The sequence below is a fragment of the Pseudomonas sp. B12(2026) genome (genome assembly GCF_057767015.1).
Map to the genome: position 1 here is coordinate 184,565 of NZ_CM173430.1, position 17,609 is coordinate 202,173.

Annotated in this window: 16 protein-coding genes; 8 read left to right on the forward strand and 8 right to left on the reverse strand. The window is 54.0% G+C overall.

The genetic code is table 11. The annotated features are described in order from the left end of the window. Positions 1-115: 115 nt before the first annotated feature. From AC3B6A_RS00865 to AC3B6A_RS00890, 6 genes are all read left to right on the forward strand, one after another. On the forward strand, positions 116-889 hold the full coding sequence (locus AC3B6A_RS00865) for a DeoR/GlpR family DNA-binding transcription regulator (RefSeq protein WP_488400442.1): 774 nt from the start codon (positions 116-118) through the stop codon (positions 887-889). A 15-nt stretch (positions 890-904) separates the two neighbouring features. Beyond that, positions 905-2,740 carry a glutamine--fructose-6-phosphate transaminase (isomerizing) gene (glmS, locus tag AC3B6A_RS00870; protein WP_488400443.1) on the forward strand — a complete coding sequence of 612 codons (1,836 nt, stop codon included), beginning with the start codon at positions 905-907 and terminating at the stop codon, positions 2,738-2,740. 270 nt (positions 2,741-3,010) lie between these two features. Next, positions 3,011-3,904, forward strand: a complete 894-nt coding sequence (locus AC3B6A_RS00875) for a TnsA endonuclease N-terminal domain-containing protein (RefSeq protein WP_488400444.1) — start codon at positions 3,011-3,013, stop codon at positions 3,902-3,904. Continuing rightward, positions 3,897-6,062: a TnsB C-terminal domain-containing protein gene (locus AC3B6A_RS00880; RefSeq protein ID WP_488400445.1), complete on the forward strand. Its 2,166-nt coding sequence runs from the start codon at positions 3,897-3,899 to the stop codon at positions 6,060-6,062. The genes AC3B6A_RS00875 and AC3B6A_RS00880 overlap by 8 nt, the downstream gene beginning before the upstream one ends. Beyond that, entirely contained in the window at positions 6,059-7,501 is a 1,443-nt protein-coding gene (locus AC3B6A_RS00885; protein WP_488400446.1) for an ATP-binding protein, read from the forward strand. The genes AC3B6A_RS00880 and AC3B6A_RS00885 overlap by 4 nt, the downstream gene beginning before the upstream one ends. Before the next feature lie 27 nt (positions 7,502-7,528). Then, positions 7,529-9,013, forward strand: coding sequence for a TniQ family protein (locus tag AC3B6A_RS00890; protein ID WP_488400447.1), 1,485 nt, complete (start codon positions 7,529-7,531; stop codon positions 9,011-9,013). A gap of 5 nt (positions 9,014-9,018) precedes the next feature. Here the strand turns inward: AC3B6A_RS00890 and AC3B6A_RS00895 are convergent, their stop codons facing one another. The 7 genes from AC3B6A_RS00895 to AC3B6A_RS00925 form a co-directional block, all read right to left on the reverse strand. Further along, on the reverse strand, positions 9,019-9,861 hold the full coding sequence (locus AC3B6A_RS00895; protein ID WP_488400448.1) for a TniQ family protein: 843 nt from the start codon (positions 9,859-9,861) through the stop codon (positions 9,019-9,021). Between the two features lie 154 nt (positions 9,862-10,015). Beyond that, the gene (locus AC3B6A_RS00900) at positions 10,016-10,618 is read right to left on the reverse strand and encodes a hypothetical protein (RefSeq protein WP_488400449.1); all 603 of its coding nucleotides are present in this window, start codon (positions 10,616-10,618) and stop codon (positions 10,016-10,018) included. Then, positions 10,615-11,328, reverse strand: a complete 714-nt coding sequence (locus AC3B6A_RS00905; protein WP_488400450.1) for a hypothetical protein — start codon at positions 11,326-11,328, stop codon at positions 10,615-10,617. The genes AC3B6A_RS00900 and AC3B6A_RS00905 overlap by 4 nt, the downstream gene beginning before the upstream one ends. 17 nt (positions 11,329-11,345) lie before the next feature. Further along, positions 11,346-12,071 carry a DUF6602 domain-containing protein gene (locus AC3B6A_RS00910; protein WP_488400451.1) on the reverse strand — a complete coding sequence of 242 codons (726 nt, stop codon included), beginning with the start codon at positions 12,069-12,071 and terminating at the stop codon, positions 11,346-11,348. A gap of 78 nt (positions 12,072-12,149) precedes the next feature. Beyond that, positions 12,150-13,088: an AAA family ATPase gene (locus AC3B6A_RS00915; RefSeq protein WP_488400452.1), complete on the reverse strand. Its 939-nt coding sequence runs from the start codon at positions 13,086-13,088 to the stop codon at positions 12,150-12,152. After that, a complete protein-coding gene (locus tag AC3B6A_RS00920) occupies positions 13,088-13,609 on the reverse strand; it encodes an HORMA-1 domain-containing protein (RefSeq protein ID WP_488400453.1) in 522 nt (173 codons plus the stop codon). Before AC3B6A_RS00920 ends, AC3B6A_RS00915 begins: the two co-directional genes overlap by 1 nt. Positions 13,610-13,613: 4 nt before the next feature. After that, positions 13,614-14,579, reverse strand: coding sequence for a CBASS oligonucleotide cyclase (locus AC3B6A_RS00925; protein WP_488400454.1), 966 nt, complete (start codon positions 14,577-14,579; stop codon positions 13,614-13,616). Positions 14,580-14,769: 190 nt separating this feature from the next. On the opposite strand from AC3B6A_RS00925, the gene AC3B6A_RS00930 reads away from it, so the two are divergent. Together AC3B6A_RS00930 and AC3B6A_RS00935 are read left to right on the forward strand one after the other, a co-directional pair. After that, positions 14,770-15,093 (forward strand): helix-turn-helix domain-containing protein, encoded by a 324-nt coding sequence (locus AC3B6A_RS00930; protein ID WP_488400455.1) that lies wholly within the window; start codon positions 14,770-14,772, stop codon positions 15,091-15,093. Then, positions 15,093-15,992, forward strand: a complete 900-nt coding sequence (locus tag AC3B6A_RS00935; RefSeq protein ID WP_488400456.1) for an ImmA/IrrE family metallo-endopeptidase — start codon at positions 15,093-15,095, stop codon at positions 15,990-15,992. The genes AC3B6A_RS00930 and AC3B6A_RS00935 overlap by 1 nt, the downstream gene beginning before the upstream one ends. 83 nt (positions 15,993-16,075) lie before the next feature. Here AC3B6A_RS00935 and AC3B6A_RS00940 read toward each other — a convergent pair whose 3' ends face one another. Continuing rightward, a complete protein-coding gene (locus AC3B6A_RS00940) occupies positions 16,076-17,419 on the reverse strand; it encodes an RES family NAD+ phosphorylase (RefSeq protein WP_488400457.1) in 1,344 nt (447 codons plus the stop codon). Positions 17,420-17,609: the final 190 nt, after the last annotated feature.

Consider the following 17,609-nt stretch of genomic DNA (forward strand, 5'->3'; position numbering starts at 1 on the left):
CGAGCAGTGGTGCGCCCCAGGTAAAACCTTCCGTTCGCACTACAAATTCTTGACGAGCGAAAGCTCTTGGGTTTTGATTCGCACACTTATCTTTCGAATCGAAACTTAATCGTCCATGTCGAAACGCAACACGCCGCAACGCCGCCACGACATCCTGGCGCTGCTCGCCGAACAGGGCGAGGTAAGCGTGGATGACCTCGCCCGGCGGTTCGCCACCTCCGAGGTGACCATCCGCAAGGACCTGGCCGCCCTGGAAGGCAACGGCCTGCTGCTGCGCCGCTACGGCGGCGCGGTGCCGATGCCCCACGAGCTGATCGCCGAGCCGAGCCAGCCGCTGTCGCGCTACAAGCAGGCCATCGCCCGCGCGGCCGCGGCCTGCATCCGCGAGCACGCGCGGATCATCATCGACAGCGGCAGCACCACCGCCGCGCTGATTCCCGAGCTGGGCCGCAAGCCGGGCCTGGTGGTGATGACCAACTCCCTGAGCGTGGCCAACGCCCTGCGCGAGCTGGAACGCGAGCCGGTGCTGCTGATGACCGGCGGAACCTGGGACCCGCATTCCGAGTCCTTCCAGGGCCAGGTGGCCGAGCAGGTGCTGCGCTCCTACGATTTCGACCAGCTGTTCATCGGCGCCACCGGCCTCGACCTGGAACGCGGCACCACCACCTTCAATGAATTGCTCGGGCTGAGCCGGGTCATGGCCGAGGTTGCCCGCGAGGTGATCGTCATGGCCGAGGCCGACAAGCTGGGCCGGCGCATTCCCAACCTGGAACTGCCGTGGAGCAGCGTCCAGACCCTGATAACCGACGAGCGGCTCAGCGATGAGGCGTACGAACTGATTCAGGCGCGTGGCGTGAAAGTGATCCGCGCGCGCTGCGAAGACCAATAAAAGGAGAGCCATCCCATGTGTGGAATCGTAGGCGCCATCGCCGAACGCAATGTGACCCCGATCCTCGTCGAGGGCCTCAAGCGCCTCGAATACCGTGGCTATGACAGCGCCGGGGTGGCGGTGATCGATGGCGCTGGCGTGCTCGAACGCCGCCGCCGCGCCGGCAAGGTTTCCGGCCTGGAGCAGGCCATCGAGGAGCAGCCGCTGCTCGGCCGCCTGGGCATCGCCCACACCCGCTGGGCCACCCACGGCGCGCCGACCGAGGCCAATGCCCACCCGCACTTCTCCCACGACGAACTGGCGGTGGTGCACAACGGCATCATCGAGAACCACGAGGCCCTGCGCGTGATGCTCAAGGCGCGCGGCTACGCATTCACCTCGCAGACCGACACCGAAGTCATCGTCCACCTGCTGCACCTGCGCCTGAGCGAGATGGGCGATCTCACCGCCGCGCTCAAGGCGGCGGTCAAGGAGCTGCACGGCGCCTACGGCCTGGCGGTGATCAGCGCGAAGCAGCCGGACCGCATCCTCGCCGCGCGCAGCGGCAGCCCGCTGGTGGTCGGCCTGGGCCTTGGCGAGAACTTCCTGGCTTCGGACCAGCTCGCCCTGCGCCAGGTGACCGACCGCTTCATCTACCTGGAAGAGGGCGACATCGTCGAGATCCGCCGCGACAGCGTCCAGCTGTGGGACGTGGCGGGCAACCCGGTGCAGCGCGAGGCCGTGCGCTACCACGAAGGCGCCGAGGCTGCCGACAAGGGCGCCTACCGCCACTTCATGCTCAAGGAAATCCACGAGCAGCCCGCCGTGGTGCAGCGCACCCTGGAAGGCCGCCTGGGCGCCGAGCAGGTGCTGGTGGACAACTTCGGCCCGCAGGCCCGCGAGCTGCTGGCCAGGGTGCGCAACGTGCAGATCGTCGCCTGCGGCACCAGCTACCACGCCGGCATGGTCGCCCGCTACTGGCTGGAAAGCCTGACCGGCATTCCCTGCCAGGTCGAGGTCGCCAGCGAGTTCCGCTACCGCAAAGTCGCGGTGCATGCGGATTCGCTGTTCGTCACCATCTCCCAGTCCGGCGAAACCGCCGACACCCTGGCCGCGCTGCGCTACGCCAGGGAGCTGGGCTTCCTCGCAAGCCTCTCGATCTGCAACGTCGCCACCAGCTCGCTGGTGCGCGAGTCGGACATGACCCTGCTGACCAACGCCGGCCCGGAAATCGGCGTCGCCTCGACCAAGGCCTTCACCACCCAGCTGGTGGCGCTGATGCTGCTGACCCTGGGCCTCGGCCAGGTGCAGAAGCGCCTGGGCGAGGGCGTCGAGGCCGAGCTGGTGGCCGAGCTGCGCCGCCTGCCGACCCGCCTGGAAGAGGCGCTGGGGATGGAAAAGGTGGTGGAGAAGGTCAGCGAGCTGTTCGCCGAGAAGCACCACACCCTGTTCCTCGGCCGTGGCGCGCAGTACCCGGTGGCGATGGAAGGCGCGCTGAAGCTCAAGGAAATTTCCTATATCCACGCCGAAGCCTATCCGGCCGGCGAGCTCAAGCACGGCCCGCTGGCCCTGGTGGACGCCGACATGCCGGTGGTCACCGTGGCGCCGAACAACGAGCTGCTGGAAAAGCTCAAGTCCAACCTGCAGGAAGTGCGCGCCCGTGGCGGCGAGCTGGTGGTCTTCGCCGAGGGCGGCACCGGCATCGACAACGGGGCGGGCACCCACGTGGTGGGCATGCCGGCGATCCATGACTGCCTGGCGCCGATCCTCTACACCGTGCCGCTGCAGCTGCTGTCCTACTACGTCGCCGTGCTCAAGGGCACCGACGTCGACCAGCCGCGCAACCTCGCCAAGTCGGTCACCGTCGAGTGACTGTCCGGGTGTCGGCGCGCCGTGCTGTCTGGAATAAATAAAGGTAGTCACAAACAAATAAAGCGTGTCACAAGCAAATAAAGGTTGTCACAACCGTCCCTACGTCGGGAATCCGGTCGTGGCGACTCCCCGCGTTCATAATCACTCAACGAGGTTGTGACGCTGTCTGCACACGCCCCGCTGTGCGAGCTCGCGCAGCGGGGCTCTCCTGTTAGTAGCGATGCTCCTCTTGGAGTATGGCCACCTCTTTATGTAATCCGGTTAGCCCAGATGAGCCAGGTTTCACCGCCACGATTCAAGCCGGGGCGTTCCAAGCTAGTCACTCAGAAATTAATTGATAAGCGGATTGCTTCCGGCGATGGCCAGGGTGTCAGAGAGGAATATGTGCCGTGGATTAAAGTCCGGTCTTTCCCTTCCCGCGGGACTTCACACATCGTGCCCGGGGTAAAAATCCATCGTGCCCACCATTTGCTTTCAAGAGCCGAATATCACTACCACGTCATCCTCGAGAATGACCCATCCATCATAGATATTCGTGAGCAGTTCCCTCTGTTGCCAGCAACGGAAACGCATGCGATTGCCTCGAGCTTGAACGTCCGACCCCCGGTTTACCCTGGAACCAAAATTCCTCTCGTTATGACGACCGACTTTCTGATAACTCAGATTGACTCTGCAGGTAAAGAAAGACTGGTTGCACGTTCATTGAAATACGCGAAAGAAATTGAGAGCGCTTCAAAAGCCGAGCGGGATAGGCTGCTTGAGAAATTAGAGATTGAACGGCTCTATTGGGAGAGAAGAAATATAGAGTGGAAATTGGTGCTGTACGAGAGACTGTCGCAGAGCAGAATTAGAAATCTCTTGCTCCTCCGAAGTTATTCGTCCATCTCACCGATGCTGGCGAGTGAAAAAAACATAAGCCAATTGCTTGGTCTCCTCTCTACAGCAAAGACGGACGAAATTCCCCTTAAGACTTTGTTAATAAAAATCGCCAAAGCTCTTTACATGGAGTACATGGGCGTAAAGTGTCTTTTCTTCCATCTCGTCTGGACTGGAAGGTTGAAGATAGACGTTGAGTCGAAGTTGATTGATTTGTCGAAGCCCTTGCACGTGGAGGTGTTGGGTACTTCTGACTATCCATCAAGTGAGGTTTCCCGCCATGCTTAACTTGTCACTAAATTCCATTGTATCCCCTGGGCACGGCTCTGAGCTATTGCAAAACCCAGTGAGAGTTTTAGGGTTTAGGGATGATTTGGTTATCGTCATTGATCTTTCGATAAATCCGCGAAAACCGTGGATTGTAGATAAGATGTTATTGATTTCGGAAATTAATTCTGGAGCGGCAGTTATAAATGTCGAGTTTCCGCTCGAGCTTCTCATTCGTTGTGATGAGGATATAAGTGAGCGGGAGCGAAAAAGTCGCGATAGAAACTGGGGTTTGATTAAAGATATGGTTGAGGGGAACTCCCCTCGGGATTTGCTAACTTCAAGCTTCGGTGCAGCGGTTAGTAAGCATGCTGAAAGAATGGGTGTGGATAGGAAGCAGATTTACCGCTTGCTATTTAGATACTGGAGTATGGGGCAGATAAAAAATGCTTTCCTCTGGGATACTTCCAGATGTGGTGGAAAAGGTAAGCCTAAAGATCGAAGCTCCGGAAAAGTGCCTGGACGCCCCGAACGGTATCGTGGGGTTGTTGTGGAGGATGGTGCGATTCTTCTAGATGAACGCCATCTCTCTACGATTCGAATAGCTTATAGTCGGTTCGCAAGTGGAAAATGCGGAACTCTTGGTAATTGCTTCCAGTGGATGCTAGACAAGTTCTATCGAGAGATTGCAGCTGATGGTTCTAAGGGGGATGTCGTAAGAGGTAAGCACCCTACCATCGGGCAATTGAGATACAACGGAAAGAAATTCTTTGATGATTTGTACGCGCTAAAAGGACAACAAGGGACTATACGTTGGAACAAGGATTTCAGGCCGCTGGTTGGAGAGGCCTCACAGGGGCTATCCGGCCCGTGTCAGCGCTATGAAATTGACTCAACGATTGCAGATGTCTACCTCGTTCATCGAATTAACAGAAACTGGCTAATTGGTCGTCCAGTATTGTACGTCGTTGTTGATAGCTATACGCGAATGATCGTAGGAATTCACGTTGGTTTGGAGGGGCCAAGTTGGAACGGAGCGAGGCACGCGCTGTTTAATGCGTATACGCCAAAGAAAGAGTTTTGCAAGCGTTATAACATTGATATAGAGGAGTCTGAGTGGCCGTGCTCACACTTGCCTATCGAGTTGACCGCGGATCGCGCTGAGTTGCTCAGTGGGGCAGGCGAAACGATGACCAACACCCTCGGTACGGTTCTTAATATCCCTCCACCCTATAGGCCAGACTGGAAGAGTATTGTTGAAAGTCGCTTTCGGCTGATTAACGAAAAGCTGGACTTGAAGTTTGTCCCAGGTGGGGTCGACGCGCGACGTCTAGAGCGAGGAGATCGGGACTACGAGCTTGATGCTGTCCTTGATATCGATGAATTTACAGAGATGGTTATTGCGGGCGTATTGTCTCATAATAAGAGTCTCCGTCTCCCTAATTTGTTGACGCCCGAAATGATCGCGGATGACCTGGAGCCAACTCCAATTAATATTTGGAATTGGTCAATGGACCATAATCTGGTAAATACAAGGGTTGTATCCCCGTCCCAATTGAAGATAGCGCTGCTGCCTTCAAAAGAGTGTCGGATTACAAGGGGCGGAATCCAATTTGAAGGACTCCTTTATACGTGCGAACTGGCTCAGAGAGAGAATTGGCTTGCTCATTCGCATAACTTCAATACTCGATATATTCGGGTTTTGTATGATCCCAATTCCATAGAGAATTGCTGGGTGAGAAACGGGACTGAATTTCAGTCTATGACGCTTGTTCCCGGTCAGTCACAGCGATATTCCGGCTTTCGCATGGAAGAAGTCATCGACGTCCTTCATGCAACACGCAAGCCCTCACCCGATGCAAAGTATGAAAAGAATAATGATGGCGCTAAGTTGAAGGGGCATCAAGAAGATATTATTCGTAAGGCTATGGCTAAGCGTCAGGGTGCAGGAAATCCCGTATCCAAGGCGGAATTCAAAAGAGATAAGAAGGCTAAGCGCAGTACGGAGATGCAGGCCGAGCGTGATCTAGAGACAGCCGAATTGAACCAGTTGCGGGTTGTTAGTTCAGCTCCGTCGCGTTCTGAAAATGAGCAAAAGCCAACTGTTACAACCGGATCTTCAAGAAGCGCCGCTTTTCTGAAGTTAGTCATAAATGATGCACAGGGGGGTGATATATGATCTCTTCTGATTTCGCTCGTGCGGTATACGCGGAAACGGGTATGGCGCAATATGATGGCAATCCGCTAATTGAATGTCTTCCAGCGATCCTCACGGATGCCGATGTTGTCCGACTTTTAGGGTATCGCCCTCCAATGCCCACCGAGGTAGAACTGGCGCTCAGCCCAAAAATGCGAGCTCACTGTGTCAATAGATTGAAGGACGTAGTGGTCCCCCTTGATATCCACTTGCAGTTGGAGGACGGATTTAGCCAACTCCTTCGCTATGGCTACATGGCTCGAAATCCTTTTTCTCCCGCAACTGTCAGATACCGTCAGCCTTCAACAGCCGGAGTGCGGGCTGGAGGGTTCAAATCATCAGCGGATATCATGACGCTAATAGGTTTGAGCGGTATGGGGAAAACGACAGCTTTAGATGCAATTACTAAAATCTACCCGCAGGTGGTGCAGCATCGTAAGTACAAGCGCCGGGTATTCATTCAGACTCAGGTGGTCTGGCTGAAGATAGACTGTCCGCATGACGGTTCCCTGAAGGGATTTTGTGCAGCATTTTTTGCCGCGTTAGATAATGCGTTAGGTATCGATAAATATTCTGCCTTCGGCGCCGGTCGATACAGTATTAGCGTTATGCTTCAGAAAATCAGCCAGCTTTGTAAGGCTTATTTTGTTGGGGCTATTATTATTGATGAAATGCAGCATTTGAATTCATCTCGGGGGGGCCAAGATAGGGAGAAATTGCTCAATTTCTTCGTAACGCTCTCCAATGACGCTGGTGTTCCGCTGGTTTATGTCGGGACGAATGCTATGTTGCCTTTGTTCTCCGGTGTGCTACGAAACGCTCGTCGTGCGGTGGGTTCTGGAGAAATTGCATTCGACAGGTTTACTGAAGATGACCCCTTTTGGGAGCATCTTGTTTCTTGCCTATGGGAATATGACTGGACAGGTTCAAGAGCGCCGCTTACTCACGAACTCACCGCGAAGATCTACGACCTCTCTCAAGGCAATACCGACTTTCTGGCCAAGCTGCTGATGCTTGCGCAAAGACACGCGATATCGGAAGGGGTTCAGCGCATAACTCCACAGGTTCTGCAACATGTCTACGATAATCAGATGAGGATGCTTCATAAGCCGATCGAGGCTTTACGCAGTGGAGACCCGCTTCAGATCGCTGATTTCGAGGACATGATGCCCACCAAGGATCAGGTCGCCCAGATGCTTAACTATGACTTGGTCCGCAGGGCGAAACGTGCTGATCTAGCTCTTTTCACGCAATCTACGCCTGTTCAGGACGACAGTCGCCCGAGTAGGCCGAAGGGCAAGCCAGTTGCGCCTGTCTCCACTGGGGGCGATGGCTTAGAAAATGTCTATCTTGATCAAACCGAGGACGTACAAGCAGCGCTGCTGAAGCGGGGCTGGATCGACGACCACTCGGCCTGGTAAAGGTACTCTTGGCGCAAGGGTGAGAGAATGGGCCGTCTGCTGGCATTTCCTGAACCGTTGCCAGACGAGTCGCTCTATAGCCTCGCAGTCCGTTACCACCGGACTGTCGCCAACGAGAGCTATCGTCTCACAAGCCATGAGCTGTTTGGGTCCTACTCCAGGACGTGCGGCTCAGTGCTTCCCTGCTGTCTGGGGGCCTTGTCCCAGCGATTGGAGGGGATTTACTCGGTTAGGGAGCTCATTGAGTCCCGAACATTGCTACCTCTCTATATGCCATTCCTTGGAGATGTAGGCTATGACTCGGCGATTCGTTGCATGGAGGGGAGCAAGGGAACGGGGTTGAAGCTGAGCTTAGGGATAACTGCCTCGGGATTGCTTAAGCATGCATCCTTTCGATACTGCGAAGGGTGTGTACAGGATGATATCCAAGCCTATGGCGTCCCCTACTGGCATCGCATCCACATGGCGGCTGGGGTATGCACCTGTCCTCTCCACGGCCAGGTGCTTCGATCCGTAAGCTTCCCTTCTAATATGGATTGGCGCTGCATGCTCCTACCTGGAGAAATACCGGGCACGCCAGTGCTGAGTGATTTTGGACTTGGACCTGCTCGGACCATAGCTATTATGCAAAACTGGGGGCTTGAGAATCCGCTGCGCGTAATAGATCTATTGCACTGTAACATCCTCCGATATCGCCTCTCGGAGATGGGGTTGCTTCATAGGGGGCGACTCAGGGAACAGGCAATAAAAAGCCATGTGGCATGCCGACTCAGTGATTGCACTCAGTCGAGTGAGTTCCTATCAGTCACTGGGGATGGCGAATGGGTATTACGAGTTCTTCGTAGAAACGGGCGCATTATCCAGCCATTCCATTTTTATTTTCTATGTTGGATTCTGGAGCTGGCCCTTGATGACCTGTGTGGGTCTAAGGCAAACGCCGGTCTTCAAGAGGAGTGTGTATATTCGCCGACGAGAAGCCGGAAAAACTCACCTTCCAAGAATGAGATAGCGGCCCATCGCATAGCCTTTGCGAATGATCCTAACCAAAGGTGCCACAATAAGGTTGGGTATCATTGGCTCTTTCATCATGATCGGGAGTGGTTGCAGTGCTATGTAAATTCCCATCGACTCGTCAGTCTGCGCAAAGCGCGAGTCGACTGGGGAGCAAGGGATACTGAACTGTCGACGGAAATCATGGCTGCACATGATGAGTTGTTGGCCTCGAAAGGAAAGCCAATTAAGATAACTCAGGCAGCACTAGTTAGAAGGTCTTCTTATTGTCACGAGTTTCTACGGAACTCGTCAAAATTTTCAGGGAGTGCAAAGCTCGTTAAGGAGCTTATTGAGACGGAGCATGACTACCAAATTCGCAAAGTGGCCTGGGCGATAAAAATTTTGCCGATGTCTAAATGGCATTTTCCTAGCATTCTATTGCGTACTGCTGGAGTAAGAATAAAGCGAATTTCTGATGATGAAATACGTAATCTTGTAGAGGAAGCGTTAGCTACGTAGAGATGCTAACTATAGTTCCTCTCCCTGAATGCTAAGTGCAATTCAGCTCGGACTGAGCCACTCGTGATTGCCATTAAGTAGTCATCAGCTTCCTTGAACGCCATGAATGCGTACGCCGAGTATAGCTCCATGCCTATGTAATAAACCCATTGATCTGTTTTGGGTATTCCAAGTTTACTTTCGATTGTTGAGTGGAACTCATCTTGTTTGGGAGGGTAGCCGCCAAGTTGGTTATCTACACGAAGCTTATAGTAAACAAAGGAATCGGCTTCTCCTTGGGTTAATTGTCTTCCTCTATAGCAAAGGGCGCCGCTGATAAATTTTGCATAGAGATGTCGGGGGGACCCTTTGTCTTTATGTGTGGTTGGGAAATTTTTGCTGCATGTATAAAAATCTGCAATTTTATGCCGTGTAATAGTTTTGGAGCAGGTGGGGCATCTCTCGTATAACTTCGAGGCGTGCCTTGCACATGCGCTTGCAGAGGCCAGTACATTATCACGATGTATGTAAGCTGTGCCGTGCTCATGTAAGTCTTCAATCACGCAATCAAGACAAATTTTCCAATTGAAGCGAGGGGTGTATTTGCAGCTTGACCTTGTTCGACCCAAAGCAGCTGCCAAAGGGTAGAGAGTGTTTTCGTAAAGTACCTCTTGCGTTACACCATACTGTCTAAATAAAGCGGGGAAGTTAATTGTCGGCGGCTCATTATATCGACCCTGCTCACGAGGGCTTCTATGTATGTCGTAATCTTGAAGCTCCTGCTTAGTATTTAGCTTTATTCCCAGTGCCTCATTCCCTCTGCGAAGAGTTGAAGCTACATATTCTCCAGGAAGCGGTGCGAAAATCAATTTTTGACCTTAATTTGCTCGGCTTTTTAAGAAAGGAAATCCAGCATTCTATCGATGTTCAGCGCGGATGTGGGGCGATTGCGACTAACAATTGTTTGGCTTAAGCGGCGCAGAACCTTTCTCTTATCAGGTGCCTCTTATAGGTTGGGATTGGTTAGCGGTGCTGGCTGTAGGGCACAGCGTACGTATTGCCCGTTCTTTTGTCTGTGTACTGAGCGCCATCTGTTTTGAAGCACATCGTGGAGCTTTTGGGTTTTCTGTTGCAGATTTCCCATTCAAGGTGAACTCCTTTTCTCGCAAGCTCATCCGCCCGAGCTTCCATATCAGCGATCTCTGCCCGACGAGAAGACAATTCTTCATAGCTCGGTAGCAAGGGGCTTACTAGCAACCACGCGACGAATCCGACTATGCCCAAGCTGACGATGAGAACCGTGAAGGTTTTGAGACCCAACCAGCGGCCCGCTTTTCGGTATTGCTCGGCTGCAGAATCGGCCGCTTGGTTAGCTTGTTCAAATTTTTCACCGAGCAGTCTTGCAGCTTCGGTGGCTGTTTTATCTGCCAAGGATGAAATGTTCTTGGTCGCGGTCGAGATGCTATCCAATACTTCGACTCGAAGTGTGTCCAAGGCAGCAATGGCCGCATCGGCGGCCTCTTCTGTTTTGATGCCTGCGGAAAGCAGAGAATTAAGGATCTCAACTTGTTCCCGGATTTTCTCGTCGTAAGTCTGGTACTCAGATGCGGTTACTGAGGCAGTCATAAGCTGAGATCTCGTCTGGACTTTGCTAGTTTGCTGATCTCTTTCTCTCGAATTCTTTCCAGCTGCAACTCGTGGCTCCGCTGGACTTGTGATGTCCGCTCTACCACCCATTCGCGATGCTCCATATTGAGCTCCAGCATGTCCTCTAGTGGGGCGAATCTCAGCAAGCCACCAGGTTCGGCTAGGAGCAGAAGTCCCCCGCTGCCTGACGCGGCTTTGCCGCTTGCAGTTTTGACGCACAGCAGATACTCGTTGATCCGTGCCCCGGTGTACCCCATGCGCTGCTCGGCCACGGCGCCGGCAGTAGACAGAACTAGGTCTTCAAGCCGGCCAACCTTAGGTGCTCGATCTCGTGGGAATGCATCCAAATACGGGATAGAGCGTAGGCCCAGGGTGTTCTCTGTAGCTTTGGTCTCAACATACCAATGCACCTCCCTGGAGATTTCGGCTAGGTTCCTATCTTCGATCACCTTTTTGAGACCTTGGTGCTTGCCTCGCTCCTTGGATAGGTCCGCACCTTCGGCTTTGAACTCGAGAAGGCGAACGACGCCGGTGAACTTCAACAGGACGTCGCCGAGCAATTGGTCAGCGGGCGTTTGTTGGAGTAGGTTGATGGACCCCATCACCTTGTTGCCCTTCTGTTGATCGCGGATCGCGTAACCCAGCGAGAACAGAAAATTTCCGATAGTGATATTTTCGTACAGCTTCATACGGCGGAATGCTTCCTTTATTTAGTAAGCCATTGCGCATAGGCATCAATGTCAATCATAGGAACCGTCCCACTGAATTGTAATTGAGATATCAATTTAAACAAAAATGCCGTCGCAGGCTTTTCTTCCTGTACCACCTTAAATTCTTTTATTTTTTCTTCATAGAAGAAATGGCCATGAGCTGCTACGCATCCCATGTCCAGCCTGCCGTCATTTTGATCTGCGTTAAGAGCTTTTTTGAAGGAGGTGCCGAGAGCGGGACTCCATTCACTTTCAAACGCCAGGATACCGCCAAGAATTGGGATTAAAGGCTTGGCTGGATACACGCCGCCTACATATGGAACAGGCAGACTGGTTCGCTTAAGCTTTCGGACGCTTTCCACCTTTCGTTGAGCGTAGGCGACAAGTCCTGCATCGACCGTTTGTTTCGCCTCAAAGACTGCATAAACGCTTTCCGCGGGGATAATCTTTTGCTCTTCATACGTGAAGATGAAGGGTGAGTATTGTCGATCGAAAATCACCACATCGATTTGTTCGCTGAAGTTTCCGTGGCTATCCACAACATGAGCTTTCGCAGCTTGATAGCGCTTAGGAAGATAGGTTTCCAGCATCTCAATCCAAACATTTTCACTTGCATCGCCTTTGGTTCCGGGGTGTTTGAACGACTTCCGCGAAATCTCTAGACGAGTTTGGATATCTTGGTGGAGTGACGAAAAAAGAGTTGATAGCGACCATTCAGACATCAATTACGCCCCTTTTATTCAGGAACTTGCCCTGCATTTGAAAATTTTCCATGGGGCGGCAAGACCGCCCCCGACCGACTACTGACTGCGATCTTGGAAAGGTGGTGTAGGGCTCATGTTCTGTGCGGTCAGAATAGCGATACGTGCATCAACGGGTTTATCGGGGTATGCCGCAAGGACGATGGCCGGAAGCAGGCGCTGGTTAATGTCCGAGAACGTAAAGCCTGGTACGTCGCCTGGGCGAGGTCCCGTGAGCTCCACAAGCTTGTCGATGTGGGCACTTGCCAGGCCCAATGAAGCGAGTTGTGAAGTGAAAATGAAGCGTCGCTGCTCATCACTGGGGCGATTGAAGCTGAGCACGTCAGCGGCACGGCGCCGAACGGCAGGGTCGAGTGCATTCAGGCGATTCGTGCACATGATGACAGCAGCAGGCAGGCGGCTGTTTGCAATCCTGTCGATACCGCGAATGAAGGCGTTGACGCCCGCGCGGTCCTCGTGATGCATCTGCGCGTTTTCTCGCGACTGGGCAAGAGCGTCTGCCTCGTCGACTAGTAGAATGATTGCGCCGCGGGATTTTCCAGATGACGATTTGAGCTTCTGAGCGGCCTCCACGGTGTAATCGAATGCCGCGGAGATCAGCTGCGTCATCTCGCCAACCCGACCCTGGCCACGGGAGGACAGGCTCAGCGGGTAAAGTGTGATGTCGATGCCCTCCAGTCGAGCGACAGCATCACCAATCGTTTCTGCCAACTCAGTTTTGCCGGATCCAACATCCCCGGCGAGAACCACGAGTGGAGGGCGGCGAAGCACCGTCTCAAGTATCGTGGTTGCACGCGGATGATGCTTTTCGACCCAATCTGCAAGACCGGCAGGATTGACCAGCATGCCCAGAATTTTGGTAAGCCGATCTTTCTGGTCGTCCAGTCCGACGAGTCGTGAGAGCCGCTGCTGAGGCTCGAAGTCAGGGTAGGTAATCCGGCGCTCGAACAACTCGTCGAGTGAAGGCTTCATATTCATCAGTAACTCCTAACTGCAGAGCGGTTGAGTGCGCGTCCACCGGCCGAATACGTGCGGTCGTTCTCTAGGTAGCCGTCTACGCCTGGCTCAGAAGCGCCAGTGCGGCTGAAGGGAAGTTCCTTCTTAACCGCCTCACGTTCTGCGGTTGTCGCGTTTTGCCACTTGGCGCTATACGTCAGATAGCTGTAGAAGCTCGCACCAGAAATATCCTTTCCTGCCCGAATGCGTCCTGGATCGTCATCAGTCCCGCCCCCGTAAAGATCGCTATCGGTATACCGAAGCGTGGGCTCGATCCAATTTCCATTACGCTGGAAGCCGTAGGTGACGGTCTCCAGGAAACCCGCCTTGAGCAGTGCGATTACCTCCTGCTCGTACTCCGCAATTTCGGTATCTGACGGGTAACTATAAAGCCGCTGCATACGCCGAAGGTCCGTAGCGACTTTGGCTGCCATGTGGCGGGCGTGAGTTATGGTGAAGGTTTGGGTGTTGGCAATGGTGTAGCTGTAGGAAGACATCATCATCACCTCATCCTTGGAAGGAACTGCCCAGGACTTTCTGCCAATAGGAGACCGTCAGCTGTTTGGTGGGGGCATACAGCGCGCCATCAATGGCATCCCCGGCGTCCATTGCGGCGTCGATGATCGCGTCGACGTTCTGATGGGTGTAAAGCCGGGCAACATTGTTGTCGGGATTCACCGGATCGATGATCTGGACGAGATCGTTGAGGCTGCCAACCTTCGAAGCTGTGTAGTTGTCTTCGAAGACAATTCGTTCCTTGAGCTCGGTCTTTACGATGTAGGTGAAGAAGGCCTGCAGCGCTTCGGGGTAATCCGAGAAGTCGACACCGTCGTCACAGAGCTTCGCCAGGATCATCTCGATCATGAAGGACTTGAAGCGGAAGTTGTCGCGCTCCTGCTTCATCAGTCGGGCCCAGTGCTTCACCAATCGCACAACTTGCGCGTAGTGGGTGGGCGATGCCCGCTTCCTTTTCTTGGCGAATTCGAGATGGAGGGGGATGCTGGTTTCAAGGAACGAGCCATCGTCTTGGCTCACCAGGTTTCCACGCCATTGCGGGTCACCCGAGTACAGGACTGGGACGACATCGACATCCAGGCCCGATCCGCGGAAGGATACGGTGACCGAGTACGTTTGAGGCGTCACTTGGTCAGCGCTAAAGTTGGGGAAAGCCTTCCGCAACTTCTCCGCCAGATAATCCAGCAAATCCTGGATGTCCCCCGGCGCTTCAGAGCCGCTTACGTAAACGGCTACGTCGATATCATTCAACGAGCGCAGCGCCGTTCCTTTCGCCAGGCTCCCGGAGAGCATCATGCGTTTCAGGGAGAAATCAGGATGATCAGCAAGGTATTTCTCCAGCTTGTCCTGGAGGCGCTGGGCCTGTTCCCGGTATTCCGTGGCCTTTTCCTTTGGCAGGTTCACCTTCTCCTCGGCGAACCGTGCAATATCCCGATGGTCAACATGCTCTCTAGACATTCCAACCCCCTATGAGGAGCAGATAAGACAGAGGCTGGGCGAAGAGCACCTGAACCGTCTTTTCGACTAGCCTGATAAAAAGTTCGGAATAGCGAACTTTGTGACACAGTACGCCTCCTATCGGTGTTGTCAAACACTTTGTTCGGAATCGTGGTATTATTTCCCCATGTCAATCTAAGGAGACGTGACGATGGCGACCCGTCTCGGTGAGAAGCTCCGCGAGCTCAGAAAGCAGCGGGGCTTGACGCTAGAAAAGCTGGCCGACATGGCCGGTCTGAGCAAAAGCTATTTGTGGGAATTGGAAAACCGAGAATCTCAGCGCCCGTCAGCAGAAAAGTTGACCGCGTTGGCTGACGTTCTCGGGGTAGCCACCACCTATTTTTTTGAGGAAGATCTGCGTGAGCCAGAGGAGCGTCATCTCGATGAGGCGTTCTTCCGTGGCTACAAGAACCTCGAGCCTGATGCGAAGGCTCAGCTGAGGAAGATTTTGGAGACGTTCAAGAAGGGACCCTGATGAGTGAAAAGCGAGAGGAATGGACACCTCAGAAGGCCGCGATCCGACTGACGAAGATCTGCGACCACTTCAGTGCCCAGCATGGAACTGATCGCTTTCCGGTCGAAGTCCCTCAACTGGCCCTAGAAACGGCAAATCTTTTTGGTTGGGACGATCCCATTACTGAGGTAGTCCCCGTCGATATCAAGAGTTTCGAAGGCGCGCTGTTTCCCGACGATGACCGAAGGAAATGGATGCTCCTTTACAACGAGAAGCTCTCCTCACCAGGCCGCATTCGATTCACGCAAGCCCATGAGCTCGGCCACTACATTTTGCACAGGCTTAAACGGGACAGCTTCCAGTGCAGCGGCGATGACATGCTTTCTTGGGAAGAGAAAAGCATCGAAGCGGAAGCTGATCTTTTTGCTTCGTTTCTCCTGATGCCGCTCAACGATTTCCGTGCTCAAGTCACCACTGACGTGGACATGGAGGTGCTTCGTTTCTGCGCGCTTCGCTACGGTGTCTCATTGACTGCGGCTGCTCTCAAATGGATTAGCTCCACAGACGAGAGTGCCGTGCTGATCCTGTCTCGGGATGGCTTCATGAAGTGGGCATTCTCCAGCAACACTGCCAGGCGAAATGGGGCGTTCTTCAAGACGAGGCTGAATACGGTACCAATACCACCTGGTTCCCTTGCTGCAGCACCGGCCATCACGCAAGAGCGCAAGGGCATAGAGCTACCCGCCAGTATTTGGTTTGCCCATGCCGACACTGGCGCATCTGTTCGGGAAATGAAAATTCACTCTGAGCAGTACGAGTACGTAATCACGCTTCTATGCCTCGGTAAGTCCGTCTCGGTTTGGCCGCCCTTTGAGCCAGGCTTAGGGAAAGCCCGGCAAGTTGATCAATGGTGGGATTGATCGGCTAGGGGCTCGCAGGTCGATCGGCGCACTAGGTGAAAGCCCGTCTTGGGATCCTCGTCAGGATCATTGCCTACTCAGGGTTAACGGCGACCATACACGTCGCGGTTTTCATCCCATGGCACATGGCGAACTGGGTCCGTCTCGTAGTCGAACGAAACAGCTTTGATTTTGTGAACCGCGATGCGGCTTCGGTCTAATCGCAAGGTCGTGACCCGGCTCGAGAATTGGCCTCGGCTAACGACGGCATTTTGCGGCTGTGGTTTTGCGTCAAATATCTCAGGGGCGAAACGCCAGTCGTTTTCATCGGACTCCCAGAGTTCGACATGCTCAAGGGCATTATCCTTTCCGGTTCGTTCGACACCACTCGCTTTGTGAAACAGCACCACATTCTGTCCAGGAGCGCTGCACTCCGGGGCCTGGACCGAAGGGAAAAGTATCCCATCGAGGTTCAGCTTTGGATGCGTTGCTAGGAAGTCGGCGATCGCCTGAGTGATGAGATAGTCCTGGTCTGCCGCGTTCGGCATCACAGGTATCAGCATTCGGTCCTTGAGCTGCTGAAGAAACGCACAACGCTCAGCTTGCTCTTGCCGGTCCGGATCAAAGTAACTCCGGTCAGCCTTCGGACGAACGCTCGAAAGATCGGCGAGACTCAACAGCCGAAGTGGTCGGGTGAGATCAAAGATGGCAGTAGCGACAAAACCTCCTACCGGGGGACGCACCTCCGCGATTGCCGTTTGTTCGTCCGTTGATCCATAGAAGACCGAAATACCCTTGGCGTTCATCCTACCTGCGGAGGCGATGCCCTTGGGGGTTGGTCCAAGGTTCAGCTCGGGATGACTAAGCGCATGAGCCAACCCGGCTTCAGATTCGAATGATCGTGCCCGGTGAAATGCGCGTATGGAATGCTCGGGGCCTGCATTCACGATGGCAGAGCTCCCAGCCGAGGCTGTCAGCTGCTCAATGTCTCCGAAGACCTTTTCCAGCACTTCCGCTACCGACGTATTTACCAATCTGGATTCGTACAGCAGGCTTTCCTGCATTGATCGCCAGTCAGCTGCCATTTGGGGCGAGGAGTCTGGCCTGTCCTCAAAATATGGATCGCCATCCTCCCACTCGGCCCACCGGACTCTCAGCTCGTACTCAATGTCTTCAAGCAGGCTGGTATCGCTTTTGGCCAGCAGTACGCTCAATACATCGGCGACTGACATTCCGTGAGGAGGGTATCCGTAGTGGATCGCTGCGGCGGGCTGGGTGACGTAACTGAACGACGAGCAAATTGTGCTTTCACAGCAGTCAACGAGCTCCTCCAGCATTACAGCGGGAGCTATTTCCCCGCAGTAGCTACATTCGTCCGTGTTGTGCCACTCAAAACGTCTCTGCAGGTATGGGTCGAGGATGCATTGAATGCACACGAATTTGGTCATCGCTATCTCCTTGGTAGACCAAAGGGCACCGAACCAGCGAGGCCTTCCGACGCGAAGCTACAACTGTGCTTCTTCTCCGCGGCTCTTGAAGAACCTGACGATGATTGTGGCAAGCCGAGAAGTTGGATCCGCTGCCACGATACTCTTGCAAGCAGCGACGAACCGCTCAGCGACATCCCCAAAGCTCGGT